Genomic DNA, 16720 nt, shown 5'->3' on the forward strand with positions numbered 1-16720 from the left:
TTCCGGCCGGGATAATCAACAGCGATTCTGGAGAAAGCATGGCCACAAATCTGGATGTCAGAAAAATAGACGGCGTGGGCGACCTGGCCAAGGGCCGTCCCACCCTGGGCGATATGATGAGCATCGCCATCTACCGCATGGTGATCGATTCGATCAAGACCGCGATGATAAAGGAATGCGGCGTGGAAAAGACCGCCGAGATAATCTACCGGGCGGGCGAGCATGCCGGCAAAGGGATGTACGCCGGGTTCCTGCGCAACGTGAAATCAGAGGAAGAGCTGTTCGAGAAAATCCGCGACCTGTTCTTGGTGTTCAAGATCGGTTATTTCGAGGTGGTGAGCAAGGACGACGAAAGCCGCGAGTTCATGTTCGACATCTCGGAAGATTTGGACTGCTCCGGGTTGCCGGAGGACGGCTCGACCAAGTGCATTTTCGACGAGGGCTTGATCTCGGGTATCCTCTTCTCCTTCTACGGCCGCCACTATATCACCCACGAGATAAGCTGCTGGGGCACCGGAGAGGAAAGCTGTGTGTTCAAGAGCGTGAGCCAGGACTGACCGCCTGCGGGGGAGAGAGTGCAAGGATTGCGGAAAAAGATATCGCTGCTGCTGACTCTGGAGCTGCTGTGCGCCGCGCAGGCCTTTGCCGCCGGCTCGACCACGCTGGCCAACCTGATCGTGAGCGACCACCCGCGTCTGATGTTCGCCACCAAGAGCTGGCCCGCCGGGCCGGACATCGAGACTGTGGCCGCCCGGGTGGGACAGGCCCCCTGGGACAAGTGGTACGCCCGTCTCAGCCGTCAGGAGTTCCACACCGCGGCCCTGGACTGCCTGATCCGCAGCGCCAACGGCGAGGAGGCCGGGCCGCAGGCCGATTCCGTGATCGCCCGCATGCTGGCCCTTCCCCCGCAGGATGACCTGTTCTACAACGGCGAAAACCTCCAGCGCATGAGCCTGGCCTATGACTGGCTCTACAACTACGAGGGTTTCACTCCGGAGAAAAAGGAAGCCCTGCGCGCCAAGATGTTCGCCATGGCGGCCAAGCTGACCGACCGGGACAGCCTGACCGGGCAGGTGTTTTTCGGGCCGGAGATCATGCACAACTACTACTCCAACGGCGCCCTGGCTCTGGGGCTGACCGGCCTGGCCCTGTACGAGGGCTTCAGCGACACCTCGGCCACCCGGCTCATCCGTCTGGCCATGGACTGGTACTCGCGCTCGTTCGAGGCCATGGCCATGATGGAGGGCGGCTGGCACGAGGGCATGGCGTACAGCCTGAACCATTTCATCCAGGAGACCCCGATCTGGTTCGCCGCGCTGCAAAGCGCCACCGGGGCCGACCTGTTCGCCCGGATCAAGCGCAACCAGGGCGACTGGATGGAGCTCTGGATATATTTCTGCCTGGCCAGCCTGCGTCCCGACTGGACTTACGTGCGCAGCGGCGACATGCCCGCCCCGCGCATGCTGCCCGACTACACCCTGCGCCAGGCGCTTGAGATTATCGTGGCGGCTTACCGCAACGGCCACGGACGGTTCCTGATCGATGAGGCCGAGGCGCGTCTGGGCGAGCGCGCGATGAACTCGGGCGACCTCTGGATGCCGCTCCTTTTCTACGACCCCTCGATCCGGCCGGTGGACTACCGCGAGCTGAACCCGAGCCAGGCGATCAACCTCAAGCGTCTGGGCTATGTGACCCTGCGCAGCGGCTGGGGACCGGATGACACGTTCATCCATTTCGAGTGCGGCGACTTTTTCGGCAGCCACGACCACCTGGACCAAAACCAGTTCACTATCTACCGCCGCGGGGCTCTGGCCCTGGATGCGGGCTACTACGACGGGTACAGCCCGCACCACGTGAAATACGCCACCCGGGCCATCGCCCACAATACGGTCCTGGTCAAGGACCCACGGGAGAAAGTCCCCTCGCGCCGCTTCGAAAGCTGGTCCTCCGAGGGCGGCCAGCGCGCACTGGACTACTGGTTCCGAAACTCCAACCGCAATATCGGCGACTACTGGGCCCAGTACCGCAGCGGAGCCAACGCCGACATGGGCGACATAGTCGCCTGGCAGAGCTGCGGGGCCTTTGACTATGTGGCCGGGGACGCCACCCGGGCCTACAACAGCACCCTGGTCACCGACCCGGACTCGCGGCCCAAGATCAGCCGTTTCGTGCGTCGCCTGCTATTTGTCAAGCCCAGCACGGTCGCGGTCTGCGACAATGTCGATTCGACCGACCCGGAGTTCGGCAAGACCTGGCTGCTGCACACGGTGAACGAGCCGCAGTTTGGCGCGGATGGGACGATCACCGCCTGCGAGGGTCAGGGACAGTTGACTCTCTATCCTCTGTTCCCGGAGGATGTGAATCGCAGCAAAGTGGGGGGATCGGGGCATGAGTTCGAGGTGAACGGCGAGAACCTTCCCCTGAGCGGAGGGAATTATTTTGGGCCGCCGGCCCAGCCCGGGGCCTGGACCGTGGAGCTTTCGCCCGGCGGGGCGCGGCTGCAGGACCTGTTCGTGAACGTGATCGAGCTGTCCGACAGCGGCGTCGCGCCGGGGCACACTTTCCGCCGCGTGGGCAGTCCGGACCTGGCCGGGGCCGTGGCCGACACGCTTGCCCTGCTTTTCACCCGCGACCGCGACCCGGACTCGGGCCCAACCCGCTCCCTGGTCCTGCCGGAGGGCCTTCCCGCCGGCTGCCGGGTCTATCTGGCCGGGGTGGACAAGCGCACCGTGTTCCGCCTTCTGAGCGGCGGCCAGCCTGTGACCGCGCTCTATTCCGGCGAGGCCGGGGTGCTCACGTTCCGTCTGGAGGCCTCCGGCCCGGCCAGCCTCAAGCGGGTGCCTTAACGGTCCGCTCGTTGTATTCTACAGCCTGTCAGTCAGCAGTTTCTCTATCCTCTCCCTCTTGATCGAGTAGTGGCTGAGTTGGCCCAGCACTTTCCGGTTGTGCAACAGGAGGAGCTGCGGGGTCTCGTGCTCCACATCCAGCCGGTCGCTCAGCTCCACGGATAGATCTCGATTCTCCTGGACCGTGAGCATATAGACATCCGGGCGGCTGTTCACCGCAGCCCAGGTTTCGAGCTGGTGACGGGCCTCGGCGCTGATCGGACAGGTGCGGCTGTTCTTGAACACCAGGGTCGGGGCCGTGCGGCTGGCCTCCAGGACCTCGCTTACGCTGCTCAGGGGCTTTAGCATCGAGTCATTCCTCCTTTTCTCGGGCCGAAGTATATTCAAATCTATCATCCAGGCCGGGGCCGAATCAAGGTCACGGGGAGGCGCAGGACTCTTTTATTCCCGCCGCCCGGCTTGTGCAACTGCACCCGGCGTGTTAAATTGCGCCGGAAACGTGCTGAATCCAACCCTTTGCCCCCGGAGAAAGCCCGTGAGGAAACCCCTCGTCCTGGCCGTACTGCTTGCCGCGGCTGTGTGTCTGGTCGCCTGCCACAGCGAAAGCGAGCGCGGCGGCCTTGACCGGGAGGCCGCCCGCCATCTGGCCGCGTTCTTCGAGGTGCACCCGCGGCTGATCCTAAGCCAGGAGAAGCTGGACGCATTGCGTGCCTCCCTCGCCGACAGCCGCAGCGAACTCTGGCGGCGCTACCTGGAGGACCTCCCCGGCAAAGTGAGCGCCGCGGCCCACATGCCGGAGCAGCTCGACCGGGGCAACGGCGACCTGGCCGCGGACCTGGCGTTCGCCTGGCTGGTGACCGGCGAGGACTCGCTCTACCTTATCGCTCGCGACTACCTGTTCGAGCTTTGCCGCAAGCCGGTCTGGGACCCGGAGTACGACCTCCTGCACGGCCATCTCCTGCTCGGGGCAGCCCTGGCCTATGACTGGCTGTACCCCAAGCTGAGCCGGGACCAGCGTTTCCTGGTCGCCGACCGCCTGGGCGAGGAGGCCGAGGCCCAGTACCGTCAGATCACCCGGGAACGGGCCTGGTACCGCAACCAGTACCTGCAGAACCACGCGCATGTCAACTACGGCGGACTGGCGTTCGCCGCTGGGGCGCTCTACGGCGAGGACCCGCGCGCCCTTGAATGGCTGGGGGCCTGCGACAGTTTCTTCGCCCGGGTGTTCGAGGTGTCAAACCCGGACGGGGGCTCGATCGAGGGCCTCAGCTACGGCAACTACGCCGAGGAATACTGCCTGCGCTACGCCGAGCTGGCCCGTGATCTGCTGGGGCGCGATTACTACAAGTGTGAATGGCTGCGCAATTACCCCGATTTTGTCCTGCACAGCCTTCTTCCCGCGACCCGCGAGGACTGCTGGGCCATGACTTTCGGCGACAGCCCCCGGCACGGCAACAGCCACGGCCCCGAGCCCCAGCTCTACCTTCTGGCCGGTCGCACCGGCAACGGGGCGGCCCTCTGGCTCGCCGACCGTCTGATCGCCCAGCGCGACTCGGGCCTGGCCAGCGCCTCCTGGTGGGCCCTGGCCTGGCACACGGACTCGATCCGTCCCGCCTCTCCCGCGGAATTCCCCCTGCAGAAACATTTCACCGACCTGGACCAGCTGATGCTGCGCTCGGCCTGGGAGGACACTTCAGCCACGCTGATCGGGATCAAGTGCGGGCCGTTCATGGGACGGAGCCAGACCGGGGTGTCCACTTACGACCTGGGGGCGGCGCACGGGCATCCGGATGCCGGTTCGTTCCAGATATTCTCACGCGGGCGGTTCCTGGCGGTCGACCCGGGCTACACCATGCTCAAGCGCACGGCCAACCACAACACCCTGCTGATCCGGGGCAAGGGACAGCTGGGCGAGGACGAGCCCTGGTTCGCCACGGGCGAGGCCCTGGCGTTCGGGCAGTACCCGCGCCTGGTGGAGGTGCGCTCCACCGTCGACTATGACTACGCCCTGGCCGACCTCAGCCGCGCTTACCATCCCGGCCTGGGCCTGGAACGTTTCCGCCGGCATTTCCTCTACCTGCGGCCGGACATGCTCCTGGTGGCGGATGAGATCGAACTGGAAGCCAGCGGGCAGCTCTTCGACTGGGGTGCAGATTCGCTTCTGCTCACGGGCGATCTGAGTGTCAAGGACGGCAACGTGGTGGGGGAGCGGGGCACGGCGGGTTGTGTGTTCCCGGGCGGAGACGGGGTCTGGTCGGTGGGCCTGAGCTATGTCGACAACGCCCCCGGCACGGGCGCCTACACGCTGCTGGTGGATTCGACCCCGCTTTTCGCCTGGAAAGACACGCTCAAGGTGACCGACACCCACTATCAGGTGATCCCCGAGGTGCGGCTCAAGAACGGCAGCCGGATCGAGGTGCGCGGCGCGCCGCTGGGCAAGGGGGCGAGGCTGCTCAAGCTCGCCGTCTGGGACCGTCACGCCCCGGCCGAGCGCTCGGTGGAATGGCTGCTGCATTTCGAGCCCGGCACCCAGCTCAGCCGCGAGTTCACCCGCATCCAGGCCCTGAACGGCCCGGTGGCGCTGGATGTCTACCCCCTGGCCCCCGAGCGCCGCAGCCACGACTGGAGCACGTTCAGCGTGGAGAAAGGCCTCCAGCTCAAGACCACCGAGCGCCTGGTGATCCGTCCCGTGTTCACCGACAGCAGTGTGGTGCTGCTGAACCTTCTTCACGTGCGCTCCGCCGGCGCTCCGCCATTGGACCGTCTGACCGGCGGCGTGGTCCGCAGCCAGGCCTGGCTGCGCTGGTTCGAGCGGGGAGCGCCGGTCAACGTGGGCCTGGACCTTGCCACCGGTGTGGTGACTGTCCAGCGAACCACCGGAATTCAACCCTGAACCGCCCAAGAGCAAGCCTGGAGAGATCATGAAGCTCTTTGTCCCCGGCCGCATCTGCCTTTTCGGCGAGCACTCCGACTGGGCCGGCGGCTACCGCCGGGTCAATTCAGCCCTGGAGAAGGGTTATACGATCATCACCGGCACCAACCAGGGCATCCATGCCGAGGTGCGCCCGCATCCCGGCAAGCTGATCCTGCAGAGCACGCTGCCGGACGGCCGCCGGATTGGGCCGTACGAGATCCCGATGTCGCGCGACGCTCTGCTGGCAGAGGCCGAGAAGGGCGGGTTTTTCAGCTACGCCGCCGGGGTGGCGTTCCAGATCATGACTTTCTACCCGGTCAAGGGCCTGCAGATAGACAACTACCTCACCGATCTGCCGGTCAAGAAAGGCCTGAGCAGCAGCGCCGCGATTTGCGTGCTCACCGCCCGCGCGTTCAACAAGGTCTACGACCTCAAAATGACCGTGCGCGGCGAGATGGAGTTCGCCTACCTGGGCGAGATAATCACACCCAGCCGTTGCGGACGGATGGACCAGGGCTGCGCTTTCGGCAACCGTCCGGTGATGATGACCCACGACCGCGACCTGCTGAACGTCGAGGAGGTCTCCGTACCCGATGACCTGCACCTGGTGATCGTGGACCTCTGCGCCGAAAAAGACACCATGGAGATCCTGGCCGACCTCAACCGCAGCTTCCCGTTCGCAGAGAGCGACCTGGACCGTGGGGTGCAGTACTACCTGGGCGAGGTGAACAAGATGATCACCGGCGAGGCGCTGGAGCACCTTCGCTCGGGCGAGGCCCAGCCCCTGGGCCGCCTGATGACCCGCGCCCAGGAGCTGTTCGACCGCTACCTGATGCCGGCCTGCCCGCGCCAGCTCACCTCGCCGGTGCTTCACGAGGCCCTGGCTTTCCCGGAGATCAAGGAACTGGTCTGGGGCGGCAAGGGGGTCGGCTCGCAGGGGGATGGGACCGCGCAGTTCGTGGCCCGCGGAGTCGAGGAGCAGGACAGGGTCATCCGGCTGTTCGAGGAAAAGAAAGGCATGCGTGGGCTGAAGCTCGACATTCCGGCCTCCCGCCGCGTGCGCAAGGCGCTGATCCCGGCCGCCGGGTTCGGCACGCGCCTGTTCCCGGCCACCAAGGCCACGCGCAAGGAGCTGTTCCCGATAATCGGCACGGACGGTATCGCGCGGCCGGCGATCCTGATGCTGGTGGAGGAGGCGATGGAAAGCGGCATCCAGGAGGTCTGCATCGTGGTGCAGAAAGAGGATGTCGAGCTGTTCGCCTCGTTCTTCAACTCGCCGCTGGAGCTGGTGCACTACAACAAGCTTTCCCGCGCGGCCCGTGACTACCAGAACCGCCTGATGGAGATCGGCTCGCACACCACGATCATCGCCCAGGAGCACCAGGAGGGTCTGGGGCATGCGGTCTACACCGCGCGGGAGTGGCTGGACGGCGAGCCGTTCCTGCTGATGCTGGGCGACCATATCTACCGTTCGCGCAGCGAAACCCCCTGCTCGCGCCAACTGCTCGACATCTACGAGCTGTACCAGAAAAGCGTGGTGGGCTTGATGCGCACCCCGGAGGAGCTGATCGGACGGTTCGGCACAGCGGCCGGGCTGTGGGAGGACCAGGCCAGGGGGGTGCTCAATATCACCGAGTTCGCCGAGAAGCCCTCGGTGGACTACGCCCGCGAGTGCCTGCGTGTGGACGGGGTGGGGCTGGACCACTACCTGACCGTGTTCGGCCTGTACGTGATCGACCCGCGCATCATCGACAAACTCAAGGACCATATCGGGGCGAACCTGCGGCGCTCCTCGGGCGAGTTCGAGCTGACCGCGGCCCTGGATGAGATCCGCTCCGAGCTGGGGTTTATGGGCTACATGATCGACGGGGAGCGGTTCGATATCGGCCTGCCGCTGAGCTACCTGCAGTCGGTGCGGGACTATTACGGCCGGTTGTAGACATTCCGCTTGCGGACCGCCGGAAAGACTTGAATAAAAAGCAGGTTGCTGTTAGTTTATGCTTAGTATGCCCCCAAGGCGGCGCCGGAACACAGGGAGGGCTAGTCCTAACTGGTAAGGCAGCGCACTTGAAATGCGCCGGGGTCACACCCATGGGGGTTCGAGTCCCTCGCCCTCCGCCAGATAGAAATAAGCCGCAGAATTCGCAAGAACGGATTCTGCGGCTTTGCAATCTTGTTTTTTTGTTATGTTTTATTTGAAAGATTTGTGTTATTATTTTGGCAGCGCATTTTGGAACGATGGGTTAAGTTGATACGGACAGAGCCGTGCAGAGTTTCGGTCCGGCGGATGGATTCAGCCTTAAGCAAGGATTGGCGAGTAGATGACCAGTGTTGAGAGCCCGCATTCGTTTTATATACCGGTGATGGGTACGGGTTTCACTATCGACACCCCTCTTAAGGTGGCGCGTTTCGGTATCACCTCCGTAATTTCCCTGGTGGATGACATCCTTATCGAGCAGATGCGTAAGTATCACGCGGAGAAATCCGGCGAGCCGTACGAACCGGTCAGCGACCGGGATGATGATTCGCGCGCGCGCCGGATAACGCTCTACCTCGATCTGCTCGACCGTCTGGTGCAGAGGCAGGTCATCGCTCTGAAAGCCGCCCCGTTCGAGCCTGGCAGCGAGATCACCCGCTATTTCGAACTGTTGCCCGAAGGCGCGACCAGGAGTTGTTACCGCACGATGCTGGCCGAGTGCGATCCGGGCCGCAAAGCCAGTCTTCAGGAACATCTGCGCGGTCTGGTAGTGCCGGGCGGCATCGATGTCAACATCATGACCAAGAGCGACAAGCGCAATTACTGTCAGGGGATCGACCTGGGTTCGGAGTATTCCGATGCCCTGGCGGCGCTGCGCGGCTTCGCCCAGAGCGGACTGCGCTCCTCGGTCGAGTTCTCCGCCGGCCTTAACCAGCGTCTTTACACCTATGTCTCCCGGTTCGATGATTTCTTCCCGGATGAGCGGGGTGAGCTGAAAAAGAAAGTCGCGCTGAAAGTGAGCGACCTGCGCTCGGCTGAAATCCAGGGTAAATTCCTGGCCAAGCGGGGTGTCTGGATTTCGGAATACCGCATCGAGTCGGGGCTGAACTGTGGCGGCCACGCTTTTCCCACCACCGGACTGTTGCTCGGGCCGGTGCTTGAACAACTGCGGCAGCAGAAAGAATCGCTGGCCGAAACGCTGTTCCCGCTTTACAACCGAGCCCTTTCGTCCGAGGGCCGCGCCACGCTGACCGATTGCCCGCCGGTGAGGTTCACGGTCCAGGGTGGGATCGGCACGAGCGGTGAAAACGAATTGATGCTGCGTTACTATGGGATGAACCGCACCGGCTGGGGCACTCCGTTCCTGCTGGTGCCCGAGGCGACCGGCCTGGATGAGGCCCATCTGCGCAAGCTGACCGCGGCCGGGCCGGGGGATGTGTTCCTGAGCGAAAGCTCACCCCTGGGCCCGCCGTTCTGGAACCTGCGCGACTCGGAAAGCGAGCGGGCGCGCAGTGAACGGATCGAGGCGGGCGAGCCGGGCAGCCACTGTTTCAAGGGCTTTTCGGTGATCAACACCGAGTTCACCGAGAAACCGATCTGCACAGCCTCGCGCGCCTACCAGCGTCTGAAGCTCGAAAGCCTGGATAACGGAGGCGGAGAAGGCCTCAGCCCCGAACAACTGACAGTCCTGCGCCGGAGCGTACTGGCCAAGAGCTGTATCTGCCACGACCTGTCGGGCGGGGTGAAAAAGAAATACGGGATCGAGCCGCAGGCCACGCCGGCGGTCTGCTGCGGCCCCAACATCATCAATTTCTCGCGCCTGGCCAGCCTGCGCGAGATGGTGGACCACATCTACGGCCGGGGCCTGTCACTTACACCGCAGGAAAGGCCGCACATGTTCCTGCGCGAGGCGGGCCTGTACCTGGAGTATCTGCGCGGCGAGCTGGAGCGGTTCTCGCTGCGGGTTTCCAGCCGCAAGACCGAGTTCTTCGAGGAGTTCCGGCGCAACCTTCTGGATGGGATCGAGTACTACCAGAGCCGGGCGGAGGTGCTGTTCAGCCACGAGCGGGAGCGCCTGGGCCATGAGCTGGAGGAGTTGCGCCGGCGGCTGGAGCGGCTGATGCCCGAGCCGGCGACAGCCTGACATCCTCAGAAACGAACTACAAAACGAGCGGCAGCCTCCGGTTTTGATCCAGTGAGGCTGCCGCTTTTTGCGCCTGCGGCCTTATTGAACCTCTCCGCTCAGGATTTTCAGCAACTCGAGCAGGTCCAGCATATTGACTGCGCCATCCCTGTTGACATCTCCACGCTGGTATTCAGGCTCTTCTCTGATCACAATCGGATCGATGATCGAGGTAGGCAAATCCGTGAAGAATCCATCGGAGATCGGGTATTTCAGAATCACCTGCCCGTTGGGGTCGGCGCTTAAGGGGTAGGCGCCATTGGGGAAAGTCTGCGGTACGAGGACGTACAGACTTATTACCACTCCGGATTTCGAATGCGGGAAAATGGATGTGGAGGCATGGGTGGAAAGGTAATCCACGTTGATCCCGAACACGGTTACGGTAAGGCTGTAAGTGCTGTCAAGCAGGACTGTCGCGTACATGGCATTCTCATGCATGATCTTGCCGTAGCTGTCGGTCCAGCGGTACCATATCCGCCCTTGAGTGTTGGGGATCGTAGCGCCTTCCGTGATATCCAACGGTTGTCCCTGACAAAATGCAATGGGCAAGTCACGTATCACGAAAATGAAGCCGCCGGGAGTGGCGCTTCTGAAACGCACATCCAGGTCCATCTGGAGGACTTTGCCGGGTGCGGCGGGTTTGGTGGTCAGCCGGAAAGTATCGGGAAGGGTCCCTGTAGCCGAAAGACGTGTCAGTGCATCGCGGTGTTGAGAGAGAACACTCCGAACTGGTTCTGGCAGAGATTGTGCGCTTAAAGAGGCGGCGCAAAGGAGCAGAATTGCTGACACTCTGATTGAGAATGACATTTGTACCTCTGAGAAAAGTCTAAAATGCCCTGACTGAAAAATGTACATCGGAATAATCGAGAGCGTTTGGACAGAAAAACCAACACGAACAAATCGCCTGGTAAGTGTTCAAAATGATTAGATTGTAGATTTTAATCCTCTTTCTGTCAATAAATATAATTCATGCCAAACACACTCCATTTCTTCCTCTTGACTGATATTGTCGTAAAGTGGTACACTGTCTCGAATATCATTCCCTTGAGGCCTTGTATGCTTTTCCAGTCCCGCCGTGCAAAAATATTCTCCGCCATCCGCGAGGGCCGCGAGGACCGTCTGCGCGAGCTGCTTGACAGCCGCGATGCCGACCTGTCCGAGCCTGAGGAGGGCACCGGCCAGTTCCCCCTGGTCCTGGCCGCGGAGGAGGGGCGACTCGCCATGGTCAAAGCCCTGCTCGCCGCCGGAGCGCCACCGGACAGTAAGGGCGCGGGCGGGCGCACCGCCCTGATCGCGGCCGCGGCCTCAGGCAACGGCGCCCTGCTGGAGATACTGCTCAGCGCCGGGGCGGCGCTCGACCTCAGTGACCGGGAGGGCCGCACGGCCCTGCACGCCGCGGTGATCTGGGCCACGCGCATGGCCTCGCTGGGGGTGAGTGATACGGAAAAAAAGATTGTTCTGCTGCTGGAGGCCGGGGCCGGGATCAACCTGCCCGACCGCATGGGGCGCACGCCGCTCATGTCCTCGGTGCGAAGCGGCGGCGGCGCGATCGAGGAGGACAACCGTCTGCCCGTGCTGCGGCTGTTGCTCGAGCATGGCTCCGAGGTGAACGCGGTCAGCCAGCGGGGGCGTACGGCCCTGATGTCGGCGGCGTTCCGCGGGCTCAAGGAGACCGCCCGGCTCCTGGTCGAGGCCGGCTCCGAGGTCAACACCCGCGACAACCACGGCCGCACGGCCCTGATGTACCTGGCCCAGGGCAGTTTCTGGTCCTACCGCCGCGCAGGCTACATCGGCCTTCTCAACTACCTTCTGGACCACGGCGCCGATCCGACCCTGATGGACAACAGCCACCTTTCCGCCCTGGCCCTGGCCCGCCGCCACCGTCACGCCAACCTGGTCGAAATCCTCGAAAAGTTCGGCGTACGCGATTGACTCAAGCCTGAAATTCAGGCCATCTTATCCTGTTAAGGCCGAAAATTCCTTGACAGACTCGTCCCCGGCTGGCAACATGACGCGACGTCGTGATATGTCTATTTGACCCCTATCGATTCGAGCCTTCAACCGATGCGGAGAACACAGTAAATGCGACACGGCTGGCGTGGGGCGATCTCTCTGGTGAACCGTCTTTTCCCGCTCTGGGTGATCCTGGGCTGCGGCCTGGCTTTCTTTCGGCCCCAGGTGTTCCAGGGTTTCATGTCCGAGCGCGTAACCCTGTTTTTCGGGCTGACCATGTTCGGGATCGGTGTGACCCTGGAGCTGGGCCAGGCCGTGGTCACCCTGAAGCGTTTCGACAAGGTAGTGCTGGGAACCCTGGCCCAGTTCACGATCATGCCGTTCACGGCCTGGGCGCTGACCAGGGTCGTGCCGATCAACCAGGCCCTGGCCCTGGGGCTGATCATCACCGGCTGCGTGCCGGGGGCGATGAGCAGCAACGTGCTGAGCTATGTCGCCCGTGGGGATGTCTCCTATTCAGTGGCCCTGACCACGCTGTCGACTTTCATCTCGCCCTGGGTCACCCCGGCCCTGACCCTGCTGCTCCTGGGCGACCGTATCCATATCCCGTACACCGGCATGATGCTCACGATCATCTACAGCGTGATCCTGCCGCTGGCTGGCGGGATGCTGTTCCGCCGTCTGCTGGGCCGTCGCCTGGACCGTTTCATCGAGCTGTTCCCGGCGCTCTCGGTGGCGGCCATCGTGGTGATCTGCTCGGTGGTTGTCTCCAGCAACGTCGCCCTGATCCGCGAGGCCTCGCTCAACGTGTTCCTGCTGGTGTTGGCGCTCAACGCGATCGGTCTGGGCGGGGGCTATCTGTTCGGGCGGGCGATCCGGCTGAACCCGGCCGGGCGGCGCACCCTGGCCATCGAGATCGGGATGCAGAACGCAGGCATGGGAGTGATCCTGGCCCTGACCCATTTCAAGAACATGAGCGGCGTGGCCCTGCCCTCGGCCATTTTCACGGTATGGTGCATAATCACGGCCAGCCTGTTCACCCTGGGGGCCCCGGGACAGAGGCAGACGGCGCAGGCCGCTCCGCCCGGACCGGAAAGCCGCTCCTGAGAATATTGCCTCGGGTGGAGCACCGATGAAACGTGTTTTCCTTCTGCTGGTCCTGCTGGCCGGGACACTTTGCCCGGCGTCCCCCCTTCGGGCCCACAGCCGTGACATGCAGAACCTTGAGCGCCTGACCGAGTTGCGGCTCCGTCCGGATGGGGTGGACCTGAGAGTGGGACTCCAGTACCGTGAGTTCCCCGGACTGGCCGTGCGCGGCGCCATGGACTCGGATGCGGACGGTGTGATCAGCCCGCAGGAGCAGGGCCGCTACCTGGCCGCCCTGCGTGACAGCCTGCTGGGCAATGTTTCACTGAGCTTGAACGGTACAGCCCTGCGCCTGGAACCGTCCACAGAGCCGCAAGTGGAGTATTTCGGGCCGCCGCGGCGGTTGCCGCAGCATCTGGACCTGACTTTCGATTACTCGGCCGTCTGCAGCGTGCCCGCCGATTCCACGCACCCGTCGCTCCTCAGCCTGGAAAACCGCAACGACCGGCCCGAGCCGGGACGGGAAAGCTTTGTCCTGATCGCGGAGGAGGCGGTGCGGGTCGTCTGGACAAGCCTGGACTCGACAGCCAGCCCGGTGGGGCCGGAGAGCCTGCGCCGGGTGCGCCTGGGGTTCAGCCGGGTGGAGGGCGCCGCGCTGGAGCGTGGGACACAGGGAGCCAGCCCCTGGCGACTGGTCCTGGACCGCTGGACCGAGCGGGCTGCGGGGGGCACGGCCTCGTCCCCGCCTGTTGCAGCGGGACACAGTGAAGAAGAGGGCAAGCGGCAGGGTGCGTTCCAGAACAGAGTCAGCCGCTTTTTCGAGCAGGGGAGCGCGGGCGGCGCGGCGCTCTGGCTGCTCCTGCTGGCGGCCTTTGTCTACGGCGGGTTCCACGCCCTGGAGCCGGGCCACGCCAAGACCATCACCGCGGTCTACCTTCTGGGCAGCGGCCAGCGCTGGCCGCGGGCCCTTCTGCTGGCTCTCACAGTCACCCTGACCCACACCGGCGGGGTGTTCCTGCTGGCCCTGGTCACCAGCCTGGCCTGGGGCGGAGCTCCCGGCCCGGCGGTCCAGGCCGCGCTGGGCGGGATCTCGGGCGCGATTATCCTGGCCCTGGGCCTGCAACGTCTGCGCGCCGGAGCGGCCGGGCACACGCATCCGCACAGCCATCCTCACCCGCACGGACACGCGCATTCAGAGGCCGGAGAACACTCGCATGCACATGATGAGAAAGGCTCGAAACGGGGGGTGATCTGGCTGGGAGTGGCGGGAGGACTGGCGCCCTGTCCGGGAGCGCTCTGGATTTATTTCCTGGCCCTGGGTTTCGGCCGCCCGGCCCTGGCCGTGCTGCTGATCCTGGCGCTCAGCCTGGGTCTGGCCGCGGTGCTGGTGACGGTGGGCCTGGTCTCGCTCTACCTGGGCGACATTTTCGCAGCAGGGAAGGGCGCCGCACCGGCCTGGGTCACACGCTCGCGTTCACTTTCCGCTCTCTGGCGCGCCGGCGCGAAGGCTTTCCACGCCGCACCCGCAGTGGCCGGGGTGCTGCTGGTGCTGGTGGGCTCGTTCATGCTCTGGCGCAGCCTGGGCGAGCTGGGCCTGAGCGGACTTATCAACTGATTGCCGGGCCTGAAGGCTCAGGCCGACGTTTCCCGTGACAGCGGTCCGTCCGGGATTATTATCCCGCCCTCCTCGGCCCCGCCCAGCACCTCACTGCGTCCGCTCAGGTACAGGGCCACGCTCAGGGCGCAGCAGACCGCATCCAGCTCGTGGTCGCTCATCCGTTCCGTGATCCCCTCGATCCCCAGCCCGATCAGCCCCTGGCGCAGGCTTTCGACACCCCGGCCCTTGCGCGGCACGCCCCAGACATCCTGGCTCGCGCCGGGGTAGGTTTCCAGGCAGCGCAGGCCACGGCGCTCCAGCTCCTGTTTCATCCTTATCCCGCGCATGGTGAGGGCGCGCATCGGGCCGAGGGTGATCGGGAAGAAGCGTATCCCGCGCTGACGGAGGGCCAGGTCGCAGGGACGGTAGTGGCATCCGTTGCGCTCCTCCAGGCTGGCGCGACCAGGCGGCAGACAGAGCGGAGCGTCGATACCCACCACCTTTATACCGCTGGCCACGAGGAAAGCCACAATTTCGTCATCCGTGAACAGGTCATGGCTGTCTTGTATACGGAGGCCGCAGGTGAGCACCGCGCCGCTCGGACGGTGCTCCACTCCGGCCAGATCGAGGCCTGCGGCGCACGGGAGGCTGAGAGTGTTATTCATTGACTGGTCCGGTCGAGGTGTTATAATAGACGCAGGTCAAGATAAGGTGGACGACGTGTCGGGCGCAATGTTCGAAGCCTGTGACGCCGTACCGCTCGAATCCCCCCAATTAATTCCCTGGAAAGGATTTGCCAGATGAACCGGGTCAGACCTTTGGTTGAACGGTCTTTTCCCGCCGTGGCGGCGCTGTTGTCGCTGGGCCTTGCCTTTTTGCCCTCCGTCCTGGAGGCCGAGCTCTATTTCCGCCAGTCCACCAGCTATGTCACCCTGGGCAACGACAGGCTGGAGGTGACCCTTTCGGCTGAGGACGGCACGATCCGTCACCTGCTGAATAAGCCGGACACGGTGGATTACTGCAACCAGGTGGTTGAGACTGTCTGGCCCGAGACCAACGTCCCAGTGGGCGAGCGTATCGGCGGGGTGATGGTCTGCGATGACCTGACCCGCCGCACTTTCTCCGACCTGGAGAGCGCGGCCCTGGTCTCGAACCTGAACATCCGGCGGAGTGACAGCGTGATTGTCTGCACTTTTGAGAAAGTGTTCGAGGGTGCGGATTTCACGGTCAAGCAGAGTTTCACCCTCAGCGAGGACAACCTGCGCTGGGAGGTGCAGGCCCAGAAAATCCGCGGGGCCGACCGTTCGCTGCGACTGGTGCAGCTTCTACCCCTGCCCACCTGGGGCTACACAGGCTGGGCGCCCATCGCCGAGGCCCCGTTCGAGGTCAATCCCTGGACCCCGTTCCAGGTGAGCTACGGCCAGGAGGACGGTGGGCCGGTGGGCAATGAGTCCTGGCGCACTTGCATACCCATGCTGGTGTTCTGGAACCAGAACAAGCGCAACGCGCTTTGCCTGGTCAACCCATTCGACATCCCGGCCGTGCGTCTGCGCTGGCGCAACAGCGTGGGCCTGGCCGAGGATTTCCACTGGAACAGCCGCAACTACTCGCTGGCCGAGCGCCCGTACCTGCAGGTGATCAGCGAATACCTGGGCCTGCGCGACAACCGCAATGCAGTGACCGGCCTGGAGATCACGCTCCAGCCCCGCGACTGGCGCGCCTCGCTGGGCTGGGTCTACAACAGGTACCGCGAGTATTTCGACCCGGCCGAGGGGTTCGGGCCGTACGACGGCAACTATGTGATCGACCAGCCATTCCCGGACAGCTCGGGAGCTCTTCAGGAACAGGACCGTTTCCAGAAATACCACGACAACCAGTTCGTGCGCTGGTGGGAGATGCACGGGCATTTCCCGCAGTACGGCCAGATGTTGCCGGACAAGTCGGTGCGGCGCTGGGTCTGCGGCTCGCACCCGCGGCCCGGCTCCACGCTCACCCGCCAGAAAATCGCCGCGGACGCCGCAGCCACCAAGGCCGCCGGGGTGGGCTGTTTCATCTACTACAACACCACCGAGAGCGAGTGGTGGTACGCCCGCGAGAGGTACCCGGAAAGCATCGCCCGGGACGAGAACGGCAACACGATCAACGCCTACAAGGGCGCCAGCTA

12 protein-coding genes and 1 tRNA gene are annotated in these 16720 nt (G+C 63.9%); 10 read left to right on the top strand and 3 right to left on the bottom strand.

Going from position 1 to position 16720, the window contains the following annotated elements; genetic code table 11:
• The first annotated feature begins 38 nt into the window (after window positions 1-38).
• Window positions 39-557, top strand: coding sequence for a hypothetical protein (locus LLH00_01850; GenBank protein ID MCE5270011.1), 519 nt, complete (start codon window positions 39-41; stop codon window positions 555-557).
• A gap of 27 nt (window positions 558-584) precedes the next feature.
• Window positions 585-2846: a heparinase II/III-family protein gene (locus LLH00_01855; protein MCE5270012.1), complete on the top strand. Its 2262-nt coding sequence runs from the start codon at window positions 585-587 to the stop codon at window positions 2844-2846.
• Between the two features lie 18 nt (window positions 2847-2864).
• Here LLH00_01855 and ytxJ read toward each other — a convergent pair whose 3' ends face one another.
• Window positions 2865-3194 carry a bacillithiol system redox-active protein YtxJ gene (gene ytxJ, locus LLH00_01860; protein ID MCE5270013.1) on the bottom strand — a complete coding sequence of 110 codons (330 nt, stop codon included), beginning with the start codon at window positions 3192-3194 and terminating at the stop codon, window positions 2865-2867.
• Between the two features lie 187 nt (window positions 3195-3381).
• Here ytxJ and LLH00_01865 point away from each other — a divergent pair, with 187 nt between their 5' ends.
• The 4 genes from LLH00_01865 to LLH00_01880 all read left to right on the top strand — a co-directional run bounded on the left by LLH00_01865 (window position 3382) and on the right by LLH00_01880 (window position 9881).
• Window positions 3382-5739 carry a DUF4962 domain-containing protein gene (locus LLH00_01865; protein MCE5270014.1) on the top strand — a complete coding sequence of 786 codons (2358 nt, stop codon included), beginning with the start codon at window positions 3382-3384 and terminating at the stop codon, window positions 5737-5739.
• Between the two features lie 28 nt (window positions 5740-5767).
• On the top strand, window positions 5768-7699 hold the full coding sequence (locus LLH00_01870; protein ID MCE5270015.1) for a GHMP kinase: 1932 nt from the start codon (window positions 5768-5770) through the stop codon (window positions 7697-7699).
• A gap of 95 nt (window positions 7700-7794) precedes the next feature.
• Window positions 7795-7881 (top strand) — tRNA-Ser (locus tag LLH00_01875).
• 200 nt (window positions 7882-8081) lie between these two features.
• Window positions 8082-9881 carry a hypothetical protein gene (locus LLH00_01880; protein MCE5270016.1) on the top strand — a complete coding sequence of 600 codons (1800 nt, stop codon included), beginning with the start codon at window positions 8082-8084 and terminating at the stop codon, window positions 9879-9881.
• Between the two features lie 81 nt (window positions 9882-9962).
• On the opposite strand, the gene LLH00_01885 is transcribed toward LLH00_01880, so the two are convergent.
• On the bottom strand, window positions 9963-10439 hold the full coding sequence (locus LLH00_01885; GenBank protein ID MCE5270017.1) for a hypothetical protein: 477 nt from the start codon (window positions 10437-10439) through the stop codon (window positions 9963-9965).
• Window positions 10440-10976: 537 nt separating this feature from the next.
• On the opposite strand from LLH00_01885, the gene LLH00_01890 reads away from it, so the two are divergent.
• From LLH00_01890 to LLH00_01900, 3 genes are all read left to right on the top strand, one after another.
• Window positions 10977-11852 (top strand): ankyrin repeat domain-containing protein, encoded by an 876-nt coding sequence (locus LLH00_01890; GenBank protein MCE5270018.1) that lies wholly within the window; start codon window positions 10977-10979, stop codon window positions 11850-11852.
• A 150-nt stretch (window positions 11853-12002) separates the two neighbouring features.
• Complete coding sequence (locus LLH00_01895) at window positions 12003-12980, top strand: bile acid:sodium symporter family protein (GenBank protein MCE5270019.1); 978 nt, start codon at window positions 12003-12005, stop codon at window positions 12978-12980.
• Window positions 12981-13005: 25 nt separating this feature from the next.
• Entirely contained in the window at window positions 13006-14574 is a 1569-nt protein-coding gene (locus LLH00_01900) for a sulfite exporter TauE/SafE family protein (protein MCE5270020.1), read from the top strand.
• A 17-nt stretch (window positions 14575-14591) separates the two neighbouring features.
• Here LLH00_01900 and LLH00_01905 read toward each other — a convergent pair whose 3' ends face one another.
• Window positions 14592-15221: a DUF429 domain-containing protein gene (locus tag LLH00_01905; protein MCE5270021.1), complete on the bottom strand. Its 630-nt coding sequence runs from the start codon at window positions 15219-15221 to the stop codon at window positions 14592-14594.
• A 189-nt stretch (window positions 15222-15410) separates the two neighbouring features.
• On the opposite strand from LLH00_01905, the gene LLH00_01910 reads away from it, so the two are divergent.
• Window positions 15411-16720: hypothetical protein (locus LLH00_01910; protein ID MCE5270022.1), on the top strand; the 1310-nt coding region annotated here is incomplete at its 3' end.

This window comes from bacterium (genome assembly GCA_021372515.1).
Taxonomy (GTDB): Bacteria; Gemmatimonadota; Glassbacteria; order GWA2-58-10; family GWA2-58-10; genus JAJFUG01.